The sequence below is a fragment of the Actinoplanes sp. 13 genome (genome assembly GCF_056134165.1).
The window spans coordinates 118,874-136,070 of sequence record NZ_JBVYOQ010000009.1; the positions used below are offsets into that span (position 1 = coordinate 118,874).

General features: G+C 73.9%; 17 protein-coding genes. 4 read left to right on the plus strand and 13 right to left on the minus strand.

Annotation, left to right across the window (positions count from 1 at the left end; translation table 11 throughout):
* Window positions 1-3: 3 nt before the first annotated feature.
* The 7 genes from AC0NH5_RS20115 to AC0NH5_RS20145 are packed head-to-tail and all read right to left on the minus strand — an operon-like array spanning window position 4 to window position 8,280.
* Complete coding sequence (locus tag AC0NH5_RS20115; RefSeq protein WP_474405952.1) at window positions 4-1,368, minus strand: PfkB family carbohydrate kinase; 1,365 nt, start codon at window positions 1,366-1,368, stop codon at window positions 4-6.
* Window positions 1,365-1,964 carry a D-sedoheptulose-7-phosphate isomerase gene (locus tag AC0NH5_RS20120; protein WP_474405954.1) on the minus strand — a complete coding sequence of 200 codons (600 nt, stop codon included), beginning with the start codon at window positions 1,962-1,964 and terminating at the stop codon, window positions 1,365-1,367. The genes AC0NH5_RS20115 and AC0NH5_RS20120 overlap by 4 nt, the downstream gene beginning before the upstream one ends.
* Window positions 1,961-3,163 carry a glycosyltransferase gene (locus tag AC0NH5_RS20125; RefSeq protein WP_474405957.1) on the minus strand — a complete coding sequence of 401 codons (1,203 nt, stop codon included), beginning with the start codon at window positions 3,161-3,163 and terminating at the stop codon, window positions 1,961-1,963. Before AC0NH5_RS20125 ends, AC0NH5_RS20120 begins: the two co-directional genes overlap by 4 nt.
* Entirely contained in the window at window positions 3,148-4,068 is a 921-nt protein-coding gene (locus tag AC0NH5_RS20130) for a glycosyltransferase (protein WP_474405960.1), read from the minus strand. The genes AC0NH5_RS20125 and AC0NH5_RS20130 overlap by 16 nt, the downstream gene beginning before the upstream one ends.
* Window positions 4,065-5,642 (minus strand): HAD-IIIA family hydrolase, encoded by a 1,578-nt coding sequence (locus AC0NH5_RS20135; protein WP_474405963.1) that lies wholly within the window; start codon window positions 5,640-5,642, stop codon window positions 4,065-4,067. The genes AC0NH5_RS20130 and AC0NH5_RS20135 overlap by 4 nt, the downstream gene beginning before the upstream one ends.
* A complete protein-coding gene (locus tag AC0NH5_RS20140; RefSeq protein WP_474405966.1) occupies window positions 5,639-6,655 on the minus strand; it encodes a glycosyltransferase family 2 protein in 1,017 nt (338 codons plus the stop codon). The genes AC0NH5_RS20135 and AC0NH5_RS20140 overlap by 4 nt, the downstream gene beginning before the upstream one ends.
* The gene (locus tag AC0NH5_RS20145; RefSeq protein ID WP_474405969.1) at window positions 6,652-8,280 is read right to left on the minus strand and encodes a carbamoyltransferase family protein; all 1,629 of its coding nucleotides are present in this window, start codon (window positions 8,278-8,280) and stop codon (window positions 6,652-6,654) included. Before AC0NH5_RS20145 ends, AC0NH5_RS20140 begins: the two co-directional genes overlap by 4 nt.
* A 171-nt stretch (window positions 8,281-8,451) precedes the next feature.
* Here AC0NH5_RS20145 and AC0NH5_RS20150 point away from each other — a divergent pair, with 171 nt between their 5' ends.
* From AC0NH5_RS20150 to AC0NH5_RS20160, 3 genes are all read left to right on the plus strand, one after another.
* Complete coding sequence (locus AC0NH5_RS20150) at window positions 8,452-9,858, plus strand: aldehyde dehydrogenase family protein (protein WP_474405971.1); 1,407 nt, start codon at window positions 8,452-8,454, stop codon at window positions 9,856-9,858.
* Between the two features lie 222 nt (window positions 9,859-10,080).
* Complete coding sequence (locus tag AC0NH5_RS20155; protein ID WP_474405974.1) at window positions 10,081-10,275, plus strand: hypothetical protein; 195 nt, start codon at window positions 10,081-10,083, stop codon at window positions 10,273-10,275.
* Between the two features lie 68 nt (window positions 10,276-10,343).
* Window positions 10,344-10,799: a DinB family protein gene (locus AC0NH5_RS20160; RefSeq protein WP_474405977.1), complete on the plus strand. Its 456-nt coding sequence runs from the start codon at window positions 10,344-10,346 to the stop codon at window positions 10,797-10,799.
* Here the strand turns inward: AC0NH5_RS20160 and AC0NH5_RS20165 are convergent.
* From AC0NH5_RS20165 to AC0NH5_RS20190, 6 genes are all read right to left on the minus strand, one after another.
* A complete protein-coding gene (locus AC0NH5_RS20165; protein WP_474405979.1) occupies window positions 10,765-12,255 on the minus strand; it encodes a hypothetical protein in 1,491 nt (496 codons plus the stop codon). The genes AC0NH5_RS20160 and AC0NH5_RS20165 overlap by 35 nt on opposite strands.
* 150 nt (window positions 12,256-12,405) lie before the next feature.
* On the minus strand, window positions 12,406-13,260 hold the full coding sequence (locus AC0NH5_RS20170) for a glycosyltransferase family 2 protein (protein ID WP_474405981.1): 855 nt from the start codon (window positions 13,258-13,260) through the stop codon (window positions 12,406-12,408).
* Window positions 13,257-14,216: a TIGR03557 family F420-dependent LLM class oxidoreductase gene (locus tag AC0NH5_RS20175; protein WP_474405983.1), complete on the minus strand. Its 960-nt coding sequence runs from the start codon at window positions 14,214-14,216 to the stop codon at window positions 13,257-13,259. The genes AC0NH5_RS20170 and AC0NH5_RS20175 overlap by 4 nt, the downstream gene beginning before the upstream one ends.
* Window positions 14,217-14,296: 80 nt before the next feature.
* Entirely contained in the window at window positions 14,297-14,938 is a 642-nt protein-coding gene (locus AC0NH5_RS20180; protein WP_474405986.1) for a DUF3618 domain-containing protein, read from the minus strand.
* Entirely contained in the window at window positions 14,914-15,321 is a 408-nt protein-coding gene (locus AC0NH5_RS20185) for a phage holin family protein (protein ID WP_474405988.1), read from the minus strand. The genes AC0NH5_RS20180 and AC0NH5_RS20185 overlap by 25 nt, the downstream gene beginning before the upstream one ends.
* Window positions 15,318-16,133 (minus strand): hypothetical protein, encoded by an 816-nt coding sequence (locus AC0NH5_RS20190; protein WP_474405990.1) that lies wholly within the window; start codon window positions 16,131-16,133, stop codon window positions 15,318-15,320. The genes AC0NH5_RS20185 and AC0NH5_RS20190 overlap by 4 nt, the downstream gene beginning before the upstream one ends.
* A gap of 264 nt (window positions 16,134-16,397) precedes the next feature.
* Between AC0NH5_RS20190 and folP the strand changes: the two genes are divergently transcribed.
* Window positions 16,398-17,195: a dihydropteroate synthase gene (gene folP / locus AC0NH5_RS20195; protein WP_474406202.1), complete on the plus strand. Its 798-nt coding sequence runs from the start codon at window positions 16,398-16,400 to the stop codon at window positions 17,193-17,195.
* Window positions 17,196-17,197: the final 2 nt, after the last annotated feature.

The following is a 17,197-nucleotide window of genomic DNA, read 5'->3' on the forward strand; positions in this document are numbered from 1 at the left end:
TCCCTACCTCCTGCGTGCTTCGGCGATGGTTTTCGTGGTGGAGCGACCGTCCAGGTAGGGCACGATCACGGTCTGCCCGCCCCAGCGTTCGACGAGCTCGGTCTCCGGCAGCGAGTCGTAGTCGCCGCCCTTGACCCAGATGTCCGGGCGCAGCCAGGACAGCACCGCCTCCGGCGTCGTCTCGTCGAAGATCACGACGGCGTCGACGCAGTCGAGGGCGGCGAGCAACCCGCTGCGGTCGGCCTGGGCGGTGAGCGGGCGGTCCGGGCCCTTCAGCTGCCGCACCGAGTCGTCGCTGTTCAGGCAGACGATCAGGCAGTCGCCGAGGGAGCGGGCCGCGCGCAGGGTGGCCAGGTGGCCGGTGTGCAGCAAATCGAAGCAGCCGCCGGTGGCGACCACGGTGCCGCCGCGCGCCCGGGTCTCCGCGACGAGGCGGCCGGCCTGGTCGGCGCCGATCCGCCCGCCCTCGGCCGGTTTCGGCGACGGCTCGAGGGCGGCCTGGACGCCACCGGCGGCGACGAAGGTGCTGGCCACCGTGACCGCCTCCTGCACGGCCTCGGAGACCAGCCGGCCGTTGGCCAGGGCCAGCGCCGCAGCCGAGGCGAACCGGTCGCCGGCGCCGCAGGTGTCCCCGGCGGACACCGCCGGCGACGGCACCACCAGCGGGGTCGCACCGGAGTGGCAGAGCACCGCGCCGTGCGCACCGCGGGTCACCACGACCGCGCCGGCCCGCCATCGCTGCCGCAGCGCCTGACCGGCGCGCTGGGCGGTGGACAGCCCGGAGCCGTTCCCGGCGTCGCCGGAGAGCCGCCGCACCTCGCTCTCGTTGGGCGTCACCAGGCTGACGTTCGGCACCGGCGGCGGGCCGTTCGGGTGCGGGTCCCACACCACCGGCGCCTTCGCCCCCTCGATGGCGGCGCGCAGCACGGGGTGCCGGGCGACGCCCCGGCCGTAGTCGCTGACCAGGATCGCCGAGGCGTCGGCGAAGACGTCCAGCACGGCCGGCGGCACGTCGCCGGGCGGCTGCGGTTCGCCGCCGCGGTCCAGGCGCAGCAGCACCTGACCGGCGGCGCGCAGCCGGATCTTCTCGGGCGTGGCGCCGGGCAGCGGGAGGGCATACACCTCGACGCCGGCGGCGGTGAGCAGCTCGGTGAGGCGGGCGCCGGCGGCGTCCGAGGCGATCGCGGTGACCAGCGCGACCCGGTGACCGTGCCCGGTCGCCAGCAGCGCGGCCAGTCCGGCGCCGCCGGGGCGCTCGCGCACCTGCTCCTCGTCGAGGACGGGCGCCGGGGCGTCCGGGGCGATGCGGCGGACGGTGCCCTCGACGTCGCGGTCGAGGAGGGTGTCGCCGACGATGACGAGTCTCATACGGCGGCCATCTCCTTCCGGTTCTGGTTGACGAAAGGGATGAGGTACCGGTCCAGGTAGGTGCACATCACGTGCACCGCGACCAGGTGCAGCTCCTGGACGACCTGGCTGTCCGGCGACGGGCAGGCCAGCGTCTCGTCGCAGGCGTCGGCGAGCGGGTTCGGGGCCTCGCCGACCATGGCCCAGGTGTGCAGGCCGGCGTCCTTGGCGGCCTCGACGGCGCGGACCAGGTTCGGGCTGCGGCCGCTGGTGGAGAGCACCAGCAGCACGTCGCCGGGGCGGCCGTGCGCGCGCACCTGGCGGGCGAAGACCTCGTCGAAGCCGTAGTCGTTGCTGATCGCGGTCACCGCCGAGGAGTCCGGGGTGAGCGCGATCGCGGACAGCGGCATCCGCTCGTCGCGCAGCCGGCCGACCAGCTCGGCGGCGAGGTGCTGGGCCTCGGCGGCGCTGCCACCGTTGCCGGCGACCAGCAGGCGGCCGCCGCTGCCCAGGTGGCGGGCCAGGTGGGCGCCCCAGACCTCGAGCACGCCGGCCCGCTCGCGGAACGGCTCGATGGCCGCCGCGAGCCCGTTCAGGTGACTGTCGAGCGGGCTCATGCGAGGACCTCCAGGTCGGCGACGGTCGAGTAGACGGCGGCCAGGCGCTCGGCGACGCGCGGCCAGGAGTAGGAGGCGGCGGCCCGGTCGGCGGCGGCCGCGGCGTACGCGTACCGCCGCATCTCGTCGCTCGCGAGCCGGCGCAGGGCCGCCCCGAGGGCGCGCGGGTCGCGCGGCGGCACCAGGTCGCCGGTGACCCCGTCGACCACGGTGTCGCTGAGCCCGCCGACCGCGGTGGCCACGACCGGCACCCCGCACGCCATGGCTTCCAGGGGGGTCAGGCCGAACGGCTCGTACCAGGGGGTGGCGGCGAGCAGGTCGGCGGAGCGGTACCACCGCGGCATCTCGTGGGCCGGGACCGCGCCGACCAGGGTGACCCGGTCGGCCACCCGGCAGTGCTCGGCGAGGGCCCGCAGCCGCCGGGCGTAGGGGTCGTGGGCGAGTTCCGCGGCCGGCGGCCCGCCCACCACGACCAACTCGGCGTTCGGCACGGCGGTGATCGCCCGGATGGTGTCCTCGATGCCCTTGCGCTCGACGAGCCGGGCCACGGTCAGGATCCGCAGGCGTCCCGAGGCGCGGGGCACAGCCGGTCCGGTGGCGCGGAAGCGTTCGGTGTTCACCCCCGAGGGGACGAGGTCCATCCTCGAGCGGGGCACGCCGAGCCGGGCCAGTTCGGCGATCTCGTCGCGGCACTGGACGATCACCCGGTCCATCTCGCGGCCCAGCCGGCGCTCGTACGCGACCCGCTCCGGCGGGCTGGTGTCGGCTGCGCCCTGGTGCCGGCGCTTCACCGAGCCCAGCGCGTGGAACGTCTGCACGACCGGCACCCCGCGGGCGCGGCCGGCCTCCAGAGTGGCCAGCCCGCTCATCCAGAAGTGCGCGTGGGCGACGTCCGGGCGCCACTCGTCGCGCCAGTCCGCGGCCATCTGATCGGCGAACTCCCCCATGTACGGCAGCAGCTCGTCCTTGGGCAGCGTCTCGGCCGGCCCGGCTGGCACGTGCACCACGTCGACGCGCTCCCCCATCGGCACCACGGCCGGCAGGTCCCGGCTGTCCCGCCGGGTGTAGACGCGCACCTCGTGGCCGTGCCCGGCGAGCGCCGCCGCCAGTTCGGCCACGTGCGAGTTCTGCCCGCCGGCGTCGACACCGCCGAGCGCCGCGAGCGGGCTGGCGTGTTCCGAGATCATCGCGATGCGCACATTTCCTCCTCCAGGAGCCGGTCCCAGTCGGCCAGGAACCGGTCGAGCCCGTACCGGGTGAGCGCCACCTGCCGGGCGCGGGCGCCGAGGCGGGCCGCCTCGTCCGGCTCGTCGATCAGCCACTGCGCGGCGTCGACGAGCGCGCTGACACGGGTGGAGAGCACTCCGGCCTCCGGCGGGACGGCGGCGATCGCCTCGGTGGTGCCGAGGGCGAGCACCGGCATGCCCATCTGCATGGCCTCGATCAGGCTGAGGCCGAGCGAGGTCCACCGGCACAGGTGCAGATAGGCCCGCCGCCGGGCGACCTCGGTGTGCATGACGTGTTGCGGCGGATCCTCGAAGACCGTGGCGCCGGGCAGCCCGGTGACACCCATCCCGAAGACGTCGAGCGGGGCGACGGAGGCGAACCGGGGGAACAGGTCGGTGCCGGTGACCCGGCCGCGCCGGACCGGCTCGTTGGTGACGATCGCCAGCCGTTCCAGGTCGCCGGTCCAGCGGGCGGCGGGCTCGACGATGCCGTGCTCGATCACCGTGGTCCGGGTGTTGCCGCAGTCCCAGAACAGCTCGTTGAAGTGCGTGACATGGGCGATGATCACGTCGTCCCGGTCGGCGAGCGGGTGCCGGCTGAACGGCACGTCACCCTTCGGCGTGTTGTGCTCGACGTAGATCACCGGCACGTGCGGCGGGATCAGGTCGAGCTCCTCGGGACGCTGGGCGATCGCCACGTCGACGTCGCGGATCTCCTCCAGCGGAAGCTCCTCCACCGTGTCCGGCCAGTCGAACGTTCGGGCACGGCCACGGCCCCACGCGTCACGCGCCGGGTTGACCGGCACGAGATAGCGGTGTTTGCCCTGGACGAACGCGGTCGTCCAGGAGCCGTGCACGTGCCAGAGCAGGATGTTCACGCGGCAGCCACCTTCTCTTGCTGAGGGGAGACGGGCACGCCGATCCGGCGTACCGCCTCCAGGACGTCCCGCGGCTCGACGGTGCCCAGGCAGGGGTGGCCGGGGACCGGGCAGCGGGTGGCGCGGGTGTTCCGGCAGGCCGCGGCGGCATCGCCGAGCCGGACCGCCGGCACGCGGTAGGGACCCCACTGGCCGTAGGGCACGGTGGGGGCGTACAGGCTGATGACGGGGGTGCCGACGGCCGCGGCGAGGTGCGCCGGGCCGGTGTTGGCGACGATCAGGCAGGCGGCGCCGGACAGCAGCGTGGCCAGCTCGCCGAAGGACATGGCGCCGGTGGGGTGCCCGGCCGTCCCGGCCACGAACGACGCCAGCTCCTGTTCGGCCGGGCCGCCCGTGACCAGGACCCGGTGCCCCTCGGCAGCGAGGGCGGCCACCACGCGGCGCAGGTTCTCCGGCGGGCAGGACCGGGCCTCGCAGCTCGCTCCGGGGTGCACCACCAGGTAACCGCCGGGCGCGGCGGGCGGCGCGGTCACCGCGAGCGTCCCGTCGTCGCCCTCGGGGAGGGCGAATCCCGCCGCCGCCGCGACGCTGCGGGCCCGCTCCGGTTCGGGCAGGCCGTCCGGTACGCGATGACGGACGTCCAGCAGGCTGCCCGGGTAGTCCTCGCTGATCGCCGTGATCCGGCCGACCCCGGCGGTGCGCAGCAGCAACGCCAGCGGCAGCGCCGACTGATGGAACGACGTGAAGATCACCGCCTCGTCGGCGCCGACGGCGCGCAGCCGTTCGGTGAGCGCGTGCACGTCGGCCGGGTCGACCGGTCCGGGCTCCGGGTCGATCCAGGGCAGCCGCCACTCGACGATCTCGTCGACACCGGGCAGCAGCTCGGCGGCGGCCCGGCCGCGCGGCCCGCAGAGCAGCACCACCCGGTCGGCGCCGGCCGTCAGGGCCCGGAGCGCCGGCCCGGTGACCAGCACGTCGCCGGCCGAGTCGGAGCGGACGGCCAGCACCGTGCGGGGCCGGCCGGGCCGCGGCGCCGGCGTGACCAGCGCCTGCCGGGTGAGGATCAGGTCGACGGCCGCGGCCAGGTCGACGGCGGTGTGCGGCGCGGCGGCCACCTCGGCCGGGAGGGTGACGGCGGTCGGCACCAGGATGCCGGTGGCGCCCGCCGCCAGGGCCGCCTCCACGTCGCGGCCGATGTCGCCGACCATCACGCAGCGGGCCGGCGTGGTGCCGAGGGCCGCCGCGCCGGCGCTGACCATGCCCGGCGCCGGCTTGCGGCACCGGCAGCCGGCAGTGTCGTCGTGCGGGCAGATCTGCCAGGTGTCGAACGGGCCGAGCAGCTCCTCGACGCGGCGGTTCACCGCTTCGAGCTGCTCGGCGGTGAACCGGCCGCGGGCCAGGCCGGACTGGTTGGTGACCACGCCCAGCCGCAGTCCGGCGGCCCGGAGCCGGTCGAGCGCCGCCCGGGCGCCGGGCATCGGCTCGACCAGGGCGGGGTCGCCGTTGTAGGGGACGTCCACGACGAGCGTGCCGTCGCGGTCGAGCAGCACCGCGTCGTAGAGGGCTCCGCTCACCGGCGGGCCTCCGCGGGCCGGCCGAGGATCTCTTCCGGTGCGGGCATCCGCACCGCGTCCCGCCAGCGCAACCAGCCTCGCAGCCAGTGGCCGACGGCGACCGGTGGGATCGCCGCGCTGGTCAGCAGCATGGTGGTGACCTCACGCGGGTCCCGGGGGCCGGGCCGGATCCGGGCGGCGGCGAACTCGGCGGTGCCGGCCGCCCAGGCGGCGCCGGCCACGGCTGCCGCTGCCGACCAGCCCCGGCGCCCGGTGACCAGGCCGGCGGCGGCGCAGACCAGCGCGGTGGCCCCGGCCGCGGTCACCGCCGCGTGGCGGCGCCGGCGGCCGGGCGGGATCTCGAGCACGGCGCGCCAGTGCGGGCCGTAGAGGCGGCGCAGCAGGGCGTCGTCGGCGTTACCGCGCTGGGTGCGCAGGCTGATCCAGCGGTGCTCCGGTCGTACCGGATGGGTCACGCATCGATGGCCGCGCCGCAGTTCGTAGCCCGCGCCGCGCACCCGGTGGGCGATCTCGGCGTCCTCCCGGAAAGCGCGCGGCAGACGCTCGTCGAAGCCGCCGGTGCGCTCCAGCGCGGCACGGCGGTAGGCCATGTCCGCGGTGATCCACTCGCCGTCGGCGAGCCCGGCGGTGACCCGCTCCCAGTCCGTCGGCCGGCGGTCCGCCGGCAGCGGCACCCGCAGCCGGCCCTGCACTCCCCCGGCCTCGGGGCCGGCGTCGCCCAGGTCGGCGGCGAGCGCCTCGGGCCAGCCCGGGTCGGGCAGCACGTCGTCGTCGAGGAAGGCGATCCACTCGTGCCGGGCCGCGCGCCAGCCGGCGTTGCGCGCCGCGGCCGGCCCGGCGGCCCGCCCGGTGACGACCTTCGCGCCGCCGGCGTGCGCACCGAGCTCGAGCGGGGTGCTCCGATCCGGCCGGTCGTCGACGACGATCAGCTCGAAGCCGTCGGGCAGCGGGCCCAGCGCCGCGAGCAACTCCTGCAGGCTGGGCCGCCCGAGGGTGGGGACGACTATGCTCACGCCGTCCAAGTCGTCCTCCGGTGCACCGCGAACGGGCCGATCGCGAGCAGGTCGACCGGCGCCGAGCCGAACAGCTCCAGGGCCTCGCGCGGGGTGTCGACCATCGGGCGGCCGGCCGTGTTGAGCGACGTGTTCACCACCACCGGCAGGCCGGTGCGCCGCTCGAAGTCGGCGAGCATCTCGGCGACCAGCGGCTCGGTGTCGGTGTGCACGGTCTGCACCCGGGCGGTGCCGTCGACGTGGGTGACCGCCGGGATGCGGTCCTTCCACTCCGGCTTCACCCGGTGCACGAAGAGCATGTACGGGCTCGGGTAGACGCCCTCGAAGATGTCGTCGAACCGCTCGGCCCGGACCATCGGCGCGATCGGGCGGAACTGCTCGCGGCCCTTCACGTCGTTCATCCGCGTCTGGGTGTGCTGGTCGCCGGGGTGGGCGAGCAGCGAGCGGTGGCCCAGAGCGCGCGGGCCGTACTCGCTGCGGCCCTGGTACCAGGCGACGATGCCGTTGCGGGCGAGCACCTCGGCAGCCTCGGCGGCGATCGACGCCGGCCGGGTGTACGGCACGGCGGCCCGCTTCAGCTCGGCCTCCAGTTCCTCGTCCGACCAGCCCCGGCCGAGCGCGGCGGAGCCGAACGGGATGTGCTCCCCGGTGACGGCGAGGGCGGCGCCCAGGGCGGTGCCCGAGTCGCCGGCGGCGGGCTGCACCCAGACCCGGTCGAACGGGCCCTCGGCGGCGATCCGGGCGTTGGCCACGCAGTTCAGCGCGGTGCCGCCGGCCATGGTCAGGGTCTTCAGGCCGCCGGAGCGCTCGTACGTCCACCGGGTCAGGTCGAGCAGCACCTCCTCGAGGCGGACCTGCACGCTGGAGGCCAGGTCGGCGTGCGCCTCGGTCATCTCACCGTCGGCGGTCCGGGACTTCGCGAGGGCGTCCCAGTCGATCCGCTCGACCGTGAAGCCGCCGTCGTCGTTGGCGTGCACCAGCTCGCGGAGCAGGCCGAGGAACTTCGGCCGGCCGTACGAGGCCAGGGCCATCACCTTGTACTCGTCGCTGGAGTGCATGAACCCGAGGTGCCGGGTGAGGTCCTCGTAGAGCAGGCCCAGCGAGTGCGGCAGCTCCTGGCTGCGGAAGGTCTCCAGCTGTCCGTCCCGGAACGCGCCGGACAGGTGGCTGGCGGCCTCGCCGCGCCCGTCCAGGACCAGCACCGCGCTCGGGCCTTCCACGCTGAGCCCGGCTGACGCGGCGTGCGCGACGTGGTGCGGCACGAAGCGCACCTGCTCCGGGTCGAGGCCGGGCAGAGCGGTGGCCAGGAACTGCGGCGCCCGCCGCGCATAGTCGACGCGGAGGTGGTCCCACGGGTCGTTGATGCCCACCTCGGCCGGGTCACGGCAGAGGTCGGGGTCGAAGGAGTACGCAACCGCGTCCAGATCACCGGGCTTCAGGCCGGCCGCCTCCAGGCACCAGGCCGCGGCCAGCTCCGGCAGCTCCCAGGCGGAGAACGGCACGGGACGTTTGCCGTGCTTACGGCGGCTGAACCGCTCCTCCTCGGCGGCCGCCACGACACGGCCGTCGACGATCACGGCAGCCGCTGGATCATGGAAGATCGCGTTGATCCCGAGTACTCGCATAGCGGCCGGTTACCCCGGAAATTTGCGGATACTCACATGATCATCGACTTCTCCGAGAAAACCGGCGGCCGGGGTAATGGCCGCCATGACCTGCACTGATAGGTACTGTGAGCAACTAGATAGTTGCCATCTGTCACGTTTTCATTCGATGCAGTGTGGTACTCGGGGGCCATGTACGACATCGAGCAGCTGATCGACGGAACCTGGGCGCCCGGCACCGGCGGGCGCACCCTGACGGTCACCGACCCCCGCGACGACAGCCCGGTCACCCGGGTGCCCGTCTCCTCCGACGCCGACGTGGCCGCCGCCGTGAAGGCCGCCCGCGCCGCCGCACCCGCCTGGGCCCGGACCGCACCCGCTGCCCGGGCCGCCGCACTGCACGCCGCGGCGAACGCTCTGGAGGCCGCCGCCGGCGACCTCGCGGAGATCATGGCCGCCGAGATGGGCAAACCGGTGGACGGCGCCCGCGACTCCATCGGCGCCGGCGTCGGCACCCTGCGCCAGTACGCCGAACTCGGCCCGACCCACCGCGGCCGCGCGCTGGCCGGCAACGACGAGGCGATCGACCTGATGGCGTACGGCCCCCGCGGCGTGGTCGCGGTGATCACCCCGTGGAACGATCCGGTCGCGGTCTCCTGCGGCCTGCTCGGCGCCGCGCTGGTCACCGGCAACACCGTCGTCTACAAGCCCAGCGAGCGCACCCCGGCCACCGGCTGGCGGCTCACCCACTTGCTCGCCCCGCACCTGCCGGAAGGCGTGCTGTCCCTGGTCAACGGCGACGGGCCGGTCGGCGCGGCACTAGCCGCCGCGGAGGTCGACGTGGTCGCCCACGTCGGCTCGACGGCGACCGGCCGGGCGATCGCCGCGGCCTGTGCCGCCACCGGGGCGAAGGCGCTGCTCGAGAACGGCGGCAGCGACCCGGTGATCGTCGACGAGGGCGTCGACCCGCGGTGGGCCGCGCAGCAGGTGGCGCTCGGCGCGTTCGTCAACTCCGGGCAGATCTGCGTGGCGGTCGAACGGATCTACGTGCACTCCGCGGTCGCCGGCCCGTTCGTCGCGGCGCTGGCCGACGAGGCCGCCCGCTGGACGACCGAGATCGGCCCGCTCGTCGACGACCGGCTGCGGTCCGCCGTCGACGGCCAGGTTCAGGCAGCGGTCGCCGACGGGGCGCGCCTGGTCTGCGGCGGCGCCGTGCCGGACGGCCCCGGCGCCTTCTATCCGCCGACCGTGCTCGCCGACTGCACCGACGACATGGCGGTGGTCCGGGAGGAGACGTTCGGCCCGGTCGCCCCGGTGGTGACGGTGAACTCCTTCGAGTCGGCCCTGCAGAAGGCCGCGGACTCGCCGTACGGCCTCGCGGCGACCGTGCTCACCACCTCGATGAGCCACGCGCAGCAGGCCTGGCGCGAACTCCCGGTCGGCACCGTGAAGATCAACGCGGTCTTCGGCGGCGCACCGGGCGGCGCCGCGCATCCGCGTCGCGGCAGCGGGCAGGGCTTCGGGTACGGCCCGGAACTTCTCGACGAGATGACGGTGACCAAGGCCGTCCACATCGAGGCGCCCCCATCCGGCTGGTGATCCCCCTGAGCGGCCCGGTCACTCTCTCTGCCGGGCCGCTTTCACCTTCTTCGGTACGGCCAGGACGAGTCCCCCTGGCTACACCGCGGCCATCTGCCGGAGCCGGGCCGCAGCGCGGCCGCCGGGCTGAAGCGGTTGGTCACCCTGTCGGCGCCGGGCCACGGCGACCGGTGTCACGAACGCCGATCCGGCGGTCTGGTGGCCGCCGCCTACCTTGAGGGCATGGACTCCCACGACACCATGCTGCGGCTGGCGGCGCAGCTCAGGCAGGCCGCCATCGACGCCGGCCGGCGCGACGTCGTGGCGGAGGTCGACGACCTGATCGTCCGCATCGCCGGCGACAGCGGCGCCCCGGAGCAGGAAGGCGAGAGCAAGAGCAACATCGTGATCAGGATCCTGGACGGCCTGGGCTTCTGAAGACGGCTTACCCGGATCGCCCCGGTCCGGTTGGGCTGCCGACCTGCCGTGATCGCTAGCCTGATCCCGTGACGGATCTCTTCGAGCAGTTCATCGACGAGCACCGCCGAGCACTCGCCGGGTGCCTGGACGGGCTGACCGAACAGGAGGCCCGGCGCTCGCTGGTGCCGTCCCGGACCACGCTGCTCGGCCTGGTCAAGCACGCGACGTTCGTGGAGAAGGTCTGGTTCGACGAGGCGATCACCGGCCGTTCCCGCGCCGAGATCGGCATCCCGGCCACCCCGGACGAGTCGTTCGTCCTCCACACCGGCGACACCATCGCCTCCGTGCAGGCGGCTCACCAGGAGGCGTGCGAGGCTTCCCGGCGGGCCACCGCGCGCCTCGGGCCGGACGATGTCGTCACCGGGAACCGGCGCGGGCCGCTGCCGGTGCGCTGGATCCTGCTGCACGTGCTGCGGGAGATGGCCCAGCACTGCGGGCACGCCGACATCATCCGGGAGCAGATCCTGCGGGACCGTGGCTGATCAGCCGTTCCATCTCGCCGACCGGCAGGGCCGGATTCGCCGCGGCGACCTTGCCGAGCTCGGGATCGTCGAGCAGGGCGACGATGCGGGCCACCGGCAGCCGCGGGCACCTCGCGGCCACCGTCCGGACCTCCTCATCGGGGTCGGCCAGCAGGGACTCGAGGACGCCGGGGCCGGCTGCCGGGTCGAGCGTGGCCAGCAGGCGCAGGCCCGGATCGGGGTCGCCGGCGAACCGGGCCAGCCCCACGGTGGGAAACCCGGGCCGGCGACGCAGCCGCGCCCGGGCCCATCCCGGCACCACCCGGTAGGCCGGCATCAACAGGTGGGCCGGCGCCGCCGGATGGGTCACCGCCAGCGCCGCCCGCACGCCCTCGTCCGGGTCGGACGCCAGCTCCGCGATCAGTTCAGCGGGCAGCTCGCGGTCACGGGCGGCGCGCAGGCGCAGCAGCGGGTTCACCGACCGGGCCCAGGCCGCGGTCTTTCCCGGTTCCCGCTCGCCGCCGGAGTCACAGTCGCAGGCGCGGCTCTTGGTCGCGTCCGGGCCGAGGACGATACCGGCGCGCTGCTCCTCGGTGAGCACCGGGTGGACCGAGATCCCGGCGCGGACCTCCGCGTCGGGGTCAGCGCCGAGCCGGACCGCCTGCTCGTTGCCGAGATCGTCCCGGCGGGTGGTGAGGCGGCGCACCTCCGCGTCGGGATGGGCGACCAGCGCCTCGACCGCGTGCGGCGGCAAATGCTGGTTGAACGCCAGAAAGGAGGCGTCGTCGGCGTCGTCGAGCACCGAGGTCAGCAGCTCGGGGCTGAGCGGGTGTTGCAGCACCGAACCCCGCCGCATCCCGCGGATTCCCTCCAGATCCTCCGCGGTCCGCGGGCGTACGTCCTCGGCGAGCTGCTCCGCCATCGCCGACCGCACCGCCGGGGACGCGTCGGCCAGCAGCGCCGACCGGCTCGCCGCGTCGAGCCGGTCACCGATTCCGCAGGCGATCAGCCGGAACTGTTCCTGCGGGTGCCGGGCCAGCACCGGCACCAGGCGGCGCTCCCGGGCGACGAGCTCGTGCACCTCGCCGGCCAGCTCGGACGGAGTCAGCAGTTCCCGCCGCAGCCACGACTCGAGCTGCTCCAACACGCGCGGCAGATCCGCTTCGGGCAGCGGCAGGTTCCGCCCGGTGAGGACCCGGTCCCGCACCAAGGAGTGTGGATCGCTGAGCATCCCGAGGCGGACCCGCGGCTCCACCGCAGCGTTCTCGACCAGGGCCGCGCGGACCCACTCGTCGGGATGGTCACGCATCGCGGCGAGGGTCGCCTCCGGCACCGGCCGGCGTAGGGCCAGCGCCCACGTCACCACCGGGCCGTGCGCGCGGACCAGCCGCGCCAGCAGCTCGTCCGGGACAGCCGGGTTGCCGGCGAGGCCACCCAGCACCGGGTCGTCGGAAGGCCGGGACTTCCACTCGGGCATGCCACCTCCGGGCTCAACCAGTGTGTGAAGTTGTGGTCGGATTCGCACCTCAACTTCACACACCGGTCTCAGGCGATCGGGTTCAGGTGGCCAGAGTAGGGGGCGGGATCCCCTGGCCGGGACCGCTGTTCACCCGATCGACCGCGGCCACTACCCCGGGATAGGCTGAAGCTCGTCAGCCCCGGCAAGACGCCGCAGGCCGGCCTCGACCGCCGGCGGCAGCGGGCGCCGGTTCCGCAGCACCCACGGCATCGCCCGCGCCACGTCCCAGCCCGCCGCCGGGCAGTCGCGCAGCGCCTCGGTCACCGTCTGCGCGGCCACCCCGGCCGGGCGCCGCAGCAGCGCGGTCAGCATCCGGTTGCGCGCCTCGATCCGCCGCCGGGCGCCCCGGTCGCGGCCGGTGGGACGCGGGAAATGCCGGACGACCAGGGACTCGTCGTAACAGAGCCACCAGCCCGCCGCGGCCATGTCCATCGCCAGGAGTGCTTCTTCCCCGTACACGAAAAGACGGGGCTGGAAGCCGCCGGCCGCGAGGAAGGCCTCCCGCCGGACCATGACGGCGCAGGAGAGGAAGCCCAGCACCGACGGCCCGGGCGCGCCCGGCGGGGTGCCCAGCGGCGCGGCGGCCATCGCGGCCGAGATCGGGTCGAGGCGGCCCTCCGGGCCGATCAGCACCCGGGCGGTGAGCAGCCCGAGCTCGTCGTGCGCGTCCAGCAGGGCGACGGCCCGTGCCAGGCACCCCCTCGACCAGTACGAGTCATCGTCCGCGAAAGCCACATAGGGTGTCGTGGCGCGCCGCACCCCCTCGTTGCGGGCCGCGGCGCCCCGGTTCTCGCCGAGGCGCACCACCTCGACGGCCGGGAACGCCTCCTCGACCGCGGCCGGGCTGCCGTCGTCGGAGCCGTTGTCGACCAGGATCACCGGTGCCTCGTGTTCGGGCAGCGTCTCGAAGAGGCGGTCCCGCCGGTTGCGGGTCGCCACCACGACGGTGACCCGCGCGGTCACCTCGCGCCCAGCTGGTCGCGAAGCTCCTTGGCGAAGAACTCGAAGAAGCCGTCCGGATCGGGTCCGGCGTTCATCAGCACCAGGTGGTCGTACCCGGCGTCGGTGTACTCGCGGACCTTCGCCACGTACTTCGCCGCGTCGGGGCCGGCGATGACCAGCTCCCGCACGTCGTCCTCGGTGACCGTGGCCGCCGCCGCCTCGAAGTTGACCGGGTTGGGCAGCTCGGACATCACCTTCCAGCCGGTGACCATCCAGCGGCTGGTCCGGTGCGCCTCGGCGATCGCGGCCTCCTCGGTGGGCGCCCACGCGACCGGCACCTCGGCGTATTTCGGGCCGCGCCCGCCGGCGGCGGTGAACGTCTCGACCAGGTCGGCGCGCGGCTCGGTGGCGAACAGGCCGGTGCCGTGGCTGGCGGCCAGTTCGGCGGCGGACTTCCCGCCGGCGGCGACCGCGATGGTGGGCAGCTGGTCCGGCAGGTCGAACACCCGCGCGTCGTCGAGCTGGAGGAACTTGCCTTCGTACGACTGATAGCCGCCCTGCCAGAGCAGGTTGATGATGTCCAGGGCCTCGACCAGGCGCTCGTGCCGCTCGCGGACGCTGCCGAACGTGGGGGTGCCGACGATGTGCTCGTTGAGCCGCTCGCCGGAGCCGATCCCGAGGGTGAACCGGTTGTCCGAGATGATCGCGAGGGTGGCCGCGGCCTGCGCGATGATCGCCGGGTGGTACCGCACGGACGGGCAGGTCACGCCGGTCGCCAACCCCAGCGTGCGGGTCTGGGTGGCGATCGCGCTCAGCACGTTCCAGGCGAACGGCGAGTGGCCCTGCACGTCGAGCCACGGGTGGTAGTGGTCGCTGATCTCGACGAAGTCGAAACCGGCCTGCTCCGCCTTGACCGCCTGGTCGATCAGGTCCTTCGGGCCGAACGCCTCGGCCGCCAGTTTGTATCCGATTTTCATGGCGTTGCCGGTTCCCCGCACAAGGCCTTGCAAACGCTATCAGGGGCGGCCGAAGCCGCCCCTGATGAAATCGCGGCTGCCTAGGAGGTCGCGGCCTGCTTGGTCTCGTCGCGGACGTCCTGCGCGTTGGAACGCGCCGTCTCCTTGGTCGTCTGCGCCGCGTCCCGGGCGGTCTCGCGGATCTCGCCGGCCGCCTGCTGCACGGTGCCGCCGAGGTCGTCCTTCAGCTCGGTGGCCACGTCCTTCACCTTGTCGGTGAGGTCGCTGCCGTGCTCCTTGAGCTGCTGGCCGGCCCGGCGCTCGGCATCGGTGACCGGGATCAGCGAGGACGCCAGCAGGCCCACGCCGAACGCGATGATGCCGGCGGCGAGCGGGTTGCCCTGGGTCTGGCCGGCAACCGTCTGCGGCGCGGAACGCACCGCGTCGGCCGCGGTGTGCGCGGCACTGCTGGCCTTGTCGCCGATGTTCGACGCCGTCTCGCCGGCCTTGTCGCTCAGGTGCGACGCCTTCTCGCTGGCCGTGCCGGCCAGGTTGGAGGCCTTGTCCTGTACGGCGTAACGGGTGTCCTCGGTGGTGCCCATGACCTTCTCCTTCACGCTGGTCCAGCGCCTACGGGCGACCTGGCGGGGGCTGGTCTTCTCGGCCAGCAGGTCGACGTCGCGCGTCAGCGTGGCGCGGGTGTTCTCGATGTCCTGCTTCAGCCGGTCGGGTTCTTCAGCCATTGCGCGTCCTCCTTCAGAGTTTCCGCGGTGCGGCGCGGCACCGGGTCGACGGTCTTGAGCTTCTTGCGGCCGTTGACGAAGAGAACGGCGCCGATGGCCGCCCAGACGAGGCCGACGATCAACGCGGCCCAGCCGAGCGGGATGACCTCGCCGAGGCCGAAGACGACAGCGAAGCTCAGCAGCACCACGGACAGGTAGCCGGCGAACCCGGCGCCGCCGAGCATCCCGGCGGCCTTGCCCGCCTTGGTGGCCTCCTGCTGGATCTCCGCCTTGGCGAGGGCGACCTCCTGCCGGAACAGCTGCGACAGGTCGTTGCTGATGTTGCCGATGATCTCGCCGATCGAGGTCTCGGAAACCTGCTCGTCGCGGTACGGGGTGGTCATGACCGGGTTCCCGGGTAGGTCTCGTCCACCACGGCCGGGGTGCCGGTGCCGGTGGCGGAGTAGGACGTGGTCGCCGGGGGCGTCGTGGTCGCCGGGCTCACGTAGCCGGGGTCGTAGTTCGTCGCCGGGTCCACGTAGGCCGGGGTTCCGGTGGCGTAGCCCTGCGTGCCGGTCGCGTAGCCGGTCGTGCCGGTGCTGCTGGTGAACGTGTCGGTGTCCGGCTTCCCGGCGTCCGGGTCGGCCTTCGCGACGCTCTTGCCGAGGCGCCCGACCACGAAGCCGGCCGCGAGCGCGGTGGCCAGGAAGGCGCCGGGGCGGCGGCGGGCGAAGTCCTCGACCTCACGGAGCACGCCGTCCGGGCCGTTGCGGTCCAGGTAGTCGGCGAACTGGCGGCCGCCCTCGGCCACCCGGGAGACGACGGCGGCGGCCGGCGAGTCGCCTCGCTCGCCACGCATCTCGTCCAGCTGGTCGGCGGTCTGCCGGATGGTGCCCACCAGACGCTCGTTCTGGGTGCGGGCCTGCTCGCCGAGCTTGCCACGCACCTCGGAGGCGACGCCGCGGGCCTGGGCGCGCGCCTCCGCGCCGACCCGCTGGACCTGCTCCTTCGCGGTGTCCTTCACGTCTGCGGCGGCCTGGCCGGCCGACTCGCGGGCCTGCTCGGCGACCTGGCGGGGCTTGGAAGTCTCGGTGCCGGTGTCGCCGGTCGCATAGCCACCCGTCTCAGCGACGGGGTAGGCCGGCGTGGTCGGGTAGTCGGTGCCATAAGCCGGCTGCGGCGGCACGTCGACCGGATCTGTAGCGCGGTCACTCATGGTTCCTCCGTTTGGGTGTTGGCCGTTGTGCCCACGCCTTTCAGCTACCCCTCAGGAGCTGCGACGACTCCTCTCCGGATGTGATGAATAGCGCCAAAAAGTGGCCCCATAAAACCGGAATTCCTGGGTACTGCGCGACCCTTTCCGAGCACATTTCACGTATGGCCTCAAGGGGCCGACTGTTAAGGTCCCTCCGTGAACGATCATCTCGGTACGCGGACCATCGGCGGCCGGACCTTCGACTTCTCCCGCCGGGTCGTCGTGATGGCGATCGTCAACCGCACACCGGACTCGTTCCACGACCGGGGCCGCACCTATGCCCTGGAACGGGCCGTCGAGGCGGTCCGCGCCGCGGCCACTGACGGCGCCGACTGGATCGACGTCGGCGGGGTGCCGTTCGCGCCGGGCCCGGAGGTCACCGTGGCCGAGGAACTGGACCGGGTGCTGCCGGTCGTCGAGGCGGCCCGCGACCTCGCCGTGGTCTCGGTGGACACGTTCCGTCCCGAGGTGGCCCGCGCGGTGATCAAGGCCGGCGCCGGGGTCGTCAACGACACCTCGGGGCTGCGCGACCCGGCGATGGCCGACGCGGTCGCCGGCACCGACGCCCAGCTGGTGATCTGCCACAGCCTGGCGGCGCCGCGCACGCTTCACCCCTCGCCCCGGTACGACGACGTGACGGCCGAGGTGGGCACGTTCCTGCGGGCGAAGGTCGAGCTGGCGATCTCCCGGGGGGTACGACCGGACCAGATCATCATCGACCCCGGTCACGACCTCAACAAGAACACGTACCACTCACTCGAGATCACCCGGCGGCTGGACGAGATCGCCGCGATCGGGTACCCGATGCTGGCGGCGCTCAGCAACAAGGACTTCATCGGCGAGACCCTGGACCGGCCCCAGCAGGAGCGACTCGCCGGCACCCTCGCGACGGTCGTCTTCTGCATCCTGCGTGGCGCCCGGATCATGCGGGTGCACGACGTCCGGGCGGCGTACGACGCGGTCCGGATGACCGAGGCGATGCTGGGGTGGCGGGAACCCGCCTACACCAAGCACAACATGTGAGC

Excerpts from the sequence above, each read along its gene's own strand:
- AC0NH5_RS20190 (WP_474405990.1), bottom strand. The coding sequence starts at position 16,133 with ATGAGTGACCGCGCTACAGATCCGGTCGACGTGCCGCCGCAGCCGGCT.
- AC0NH5_RS20120 (WP_474405954.1), bottom strand. The coding sequence starts at position 1,964 with ATGAGCCCGCTCGACAGTCACCTGAACGGGCTCGCGGCGGCCATCGAG.
- AC0NH5_RS20155 (WP_474405974.1), top strand. The coding sequence starts at position 10,081 with ATGGACTCCCACGACACCATGCTGCGGCTGGCGGCGCAGCTCAGGCAG.
- AC0NH5_RS20165 (WP_474405979.1), bottom strand. The coding sequence starts at position 12,255 with ATGCCCGAGTGGAAGTCCCGGCCTTCCGACGACCCGGTGCTGGGTGGC.
- AC0NH5_RS20180 (WP_474405986.1), bottom strand. The coding sequence starts at position 14,938 with ATGGCTGAAGAACCCGACCGGCTGAAGCAGGACATCGAGAACACCCGC.
- folP (WP_474406202.1), top strand. The coding sequence starts at position 16,398 with ATGGCGATCGTCAACCGCACACCGGACTCGTTCCACGACCGGGGCCGC.
- AC0NH5_RS20150 (WP_474405971.1), top strand. The coding sequence starts at position 8,452 with ATGTACGACATCGAGCAGCTGATCGACGGAACCTGGGCGCCCGGCACC.
- AC0NH5_RS20115 (WP_474405952.1), bottom strand. The coding sequence starts at position 1,368 with ATGAGACTCGTCATCGTCGGCGACACCCTCCTCGACCGCGACGTCGAG.
- AC0NH5_RS20185 (WP_474405988.1), bottom strand. The coding sequence starts at position 15,321 with ATGACCACCCCGTACCGCGACGAGCAGGTTTCCGAGACCTCGATCGGC.
- AC0NH5_RS20175 (WP_474405983.1), bottom strand. The coding sequence starts at position 14,216 with ATGAAAATCGGATACAAACTGGCGGCCGAGGCGTTCGGCCCGAAGGAC.
- AC0NH5_RS20145 (WP_474405969.1), bottom strand. The coding sequence starts at position 8,280 with ATGCGAGTACTCGGGATCAACGCGATCTTCCATGATCCAGCGGCTGCC.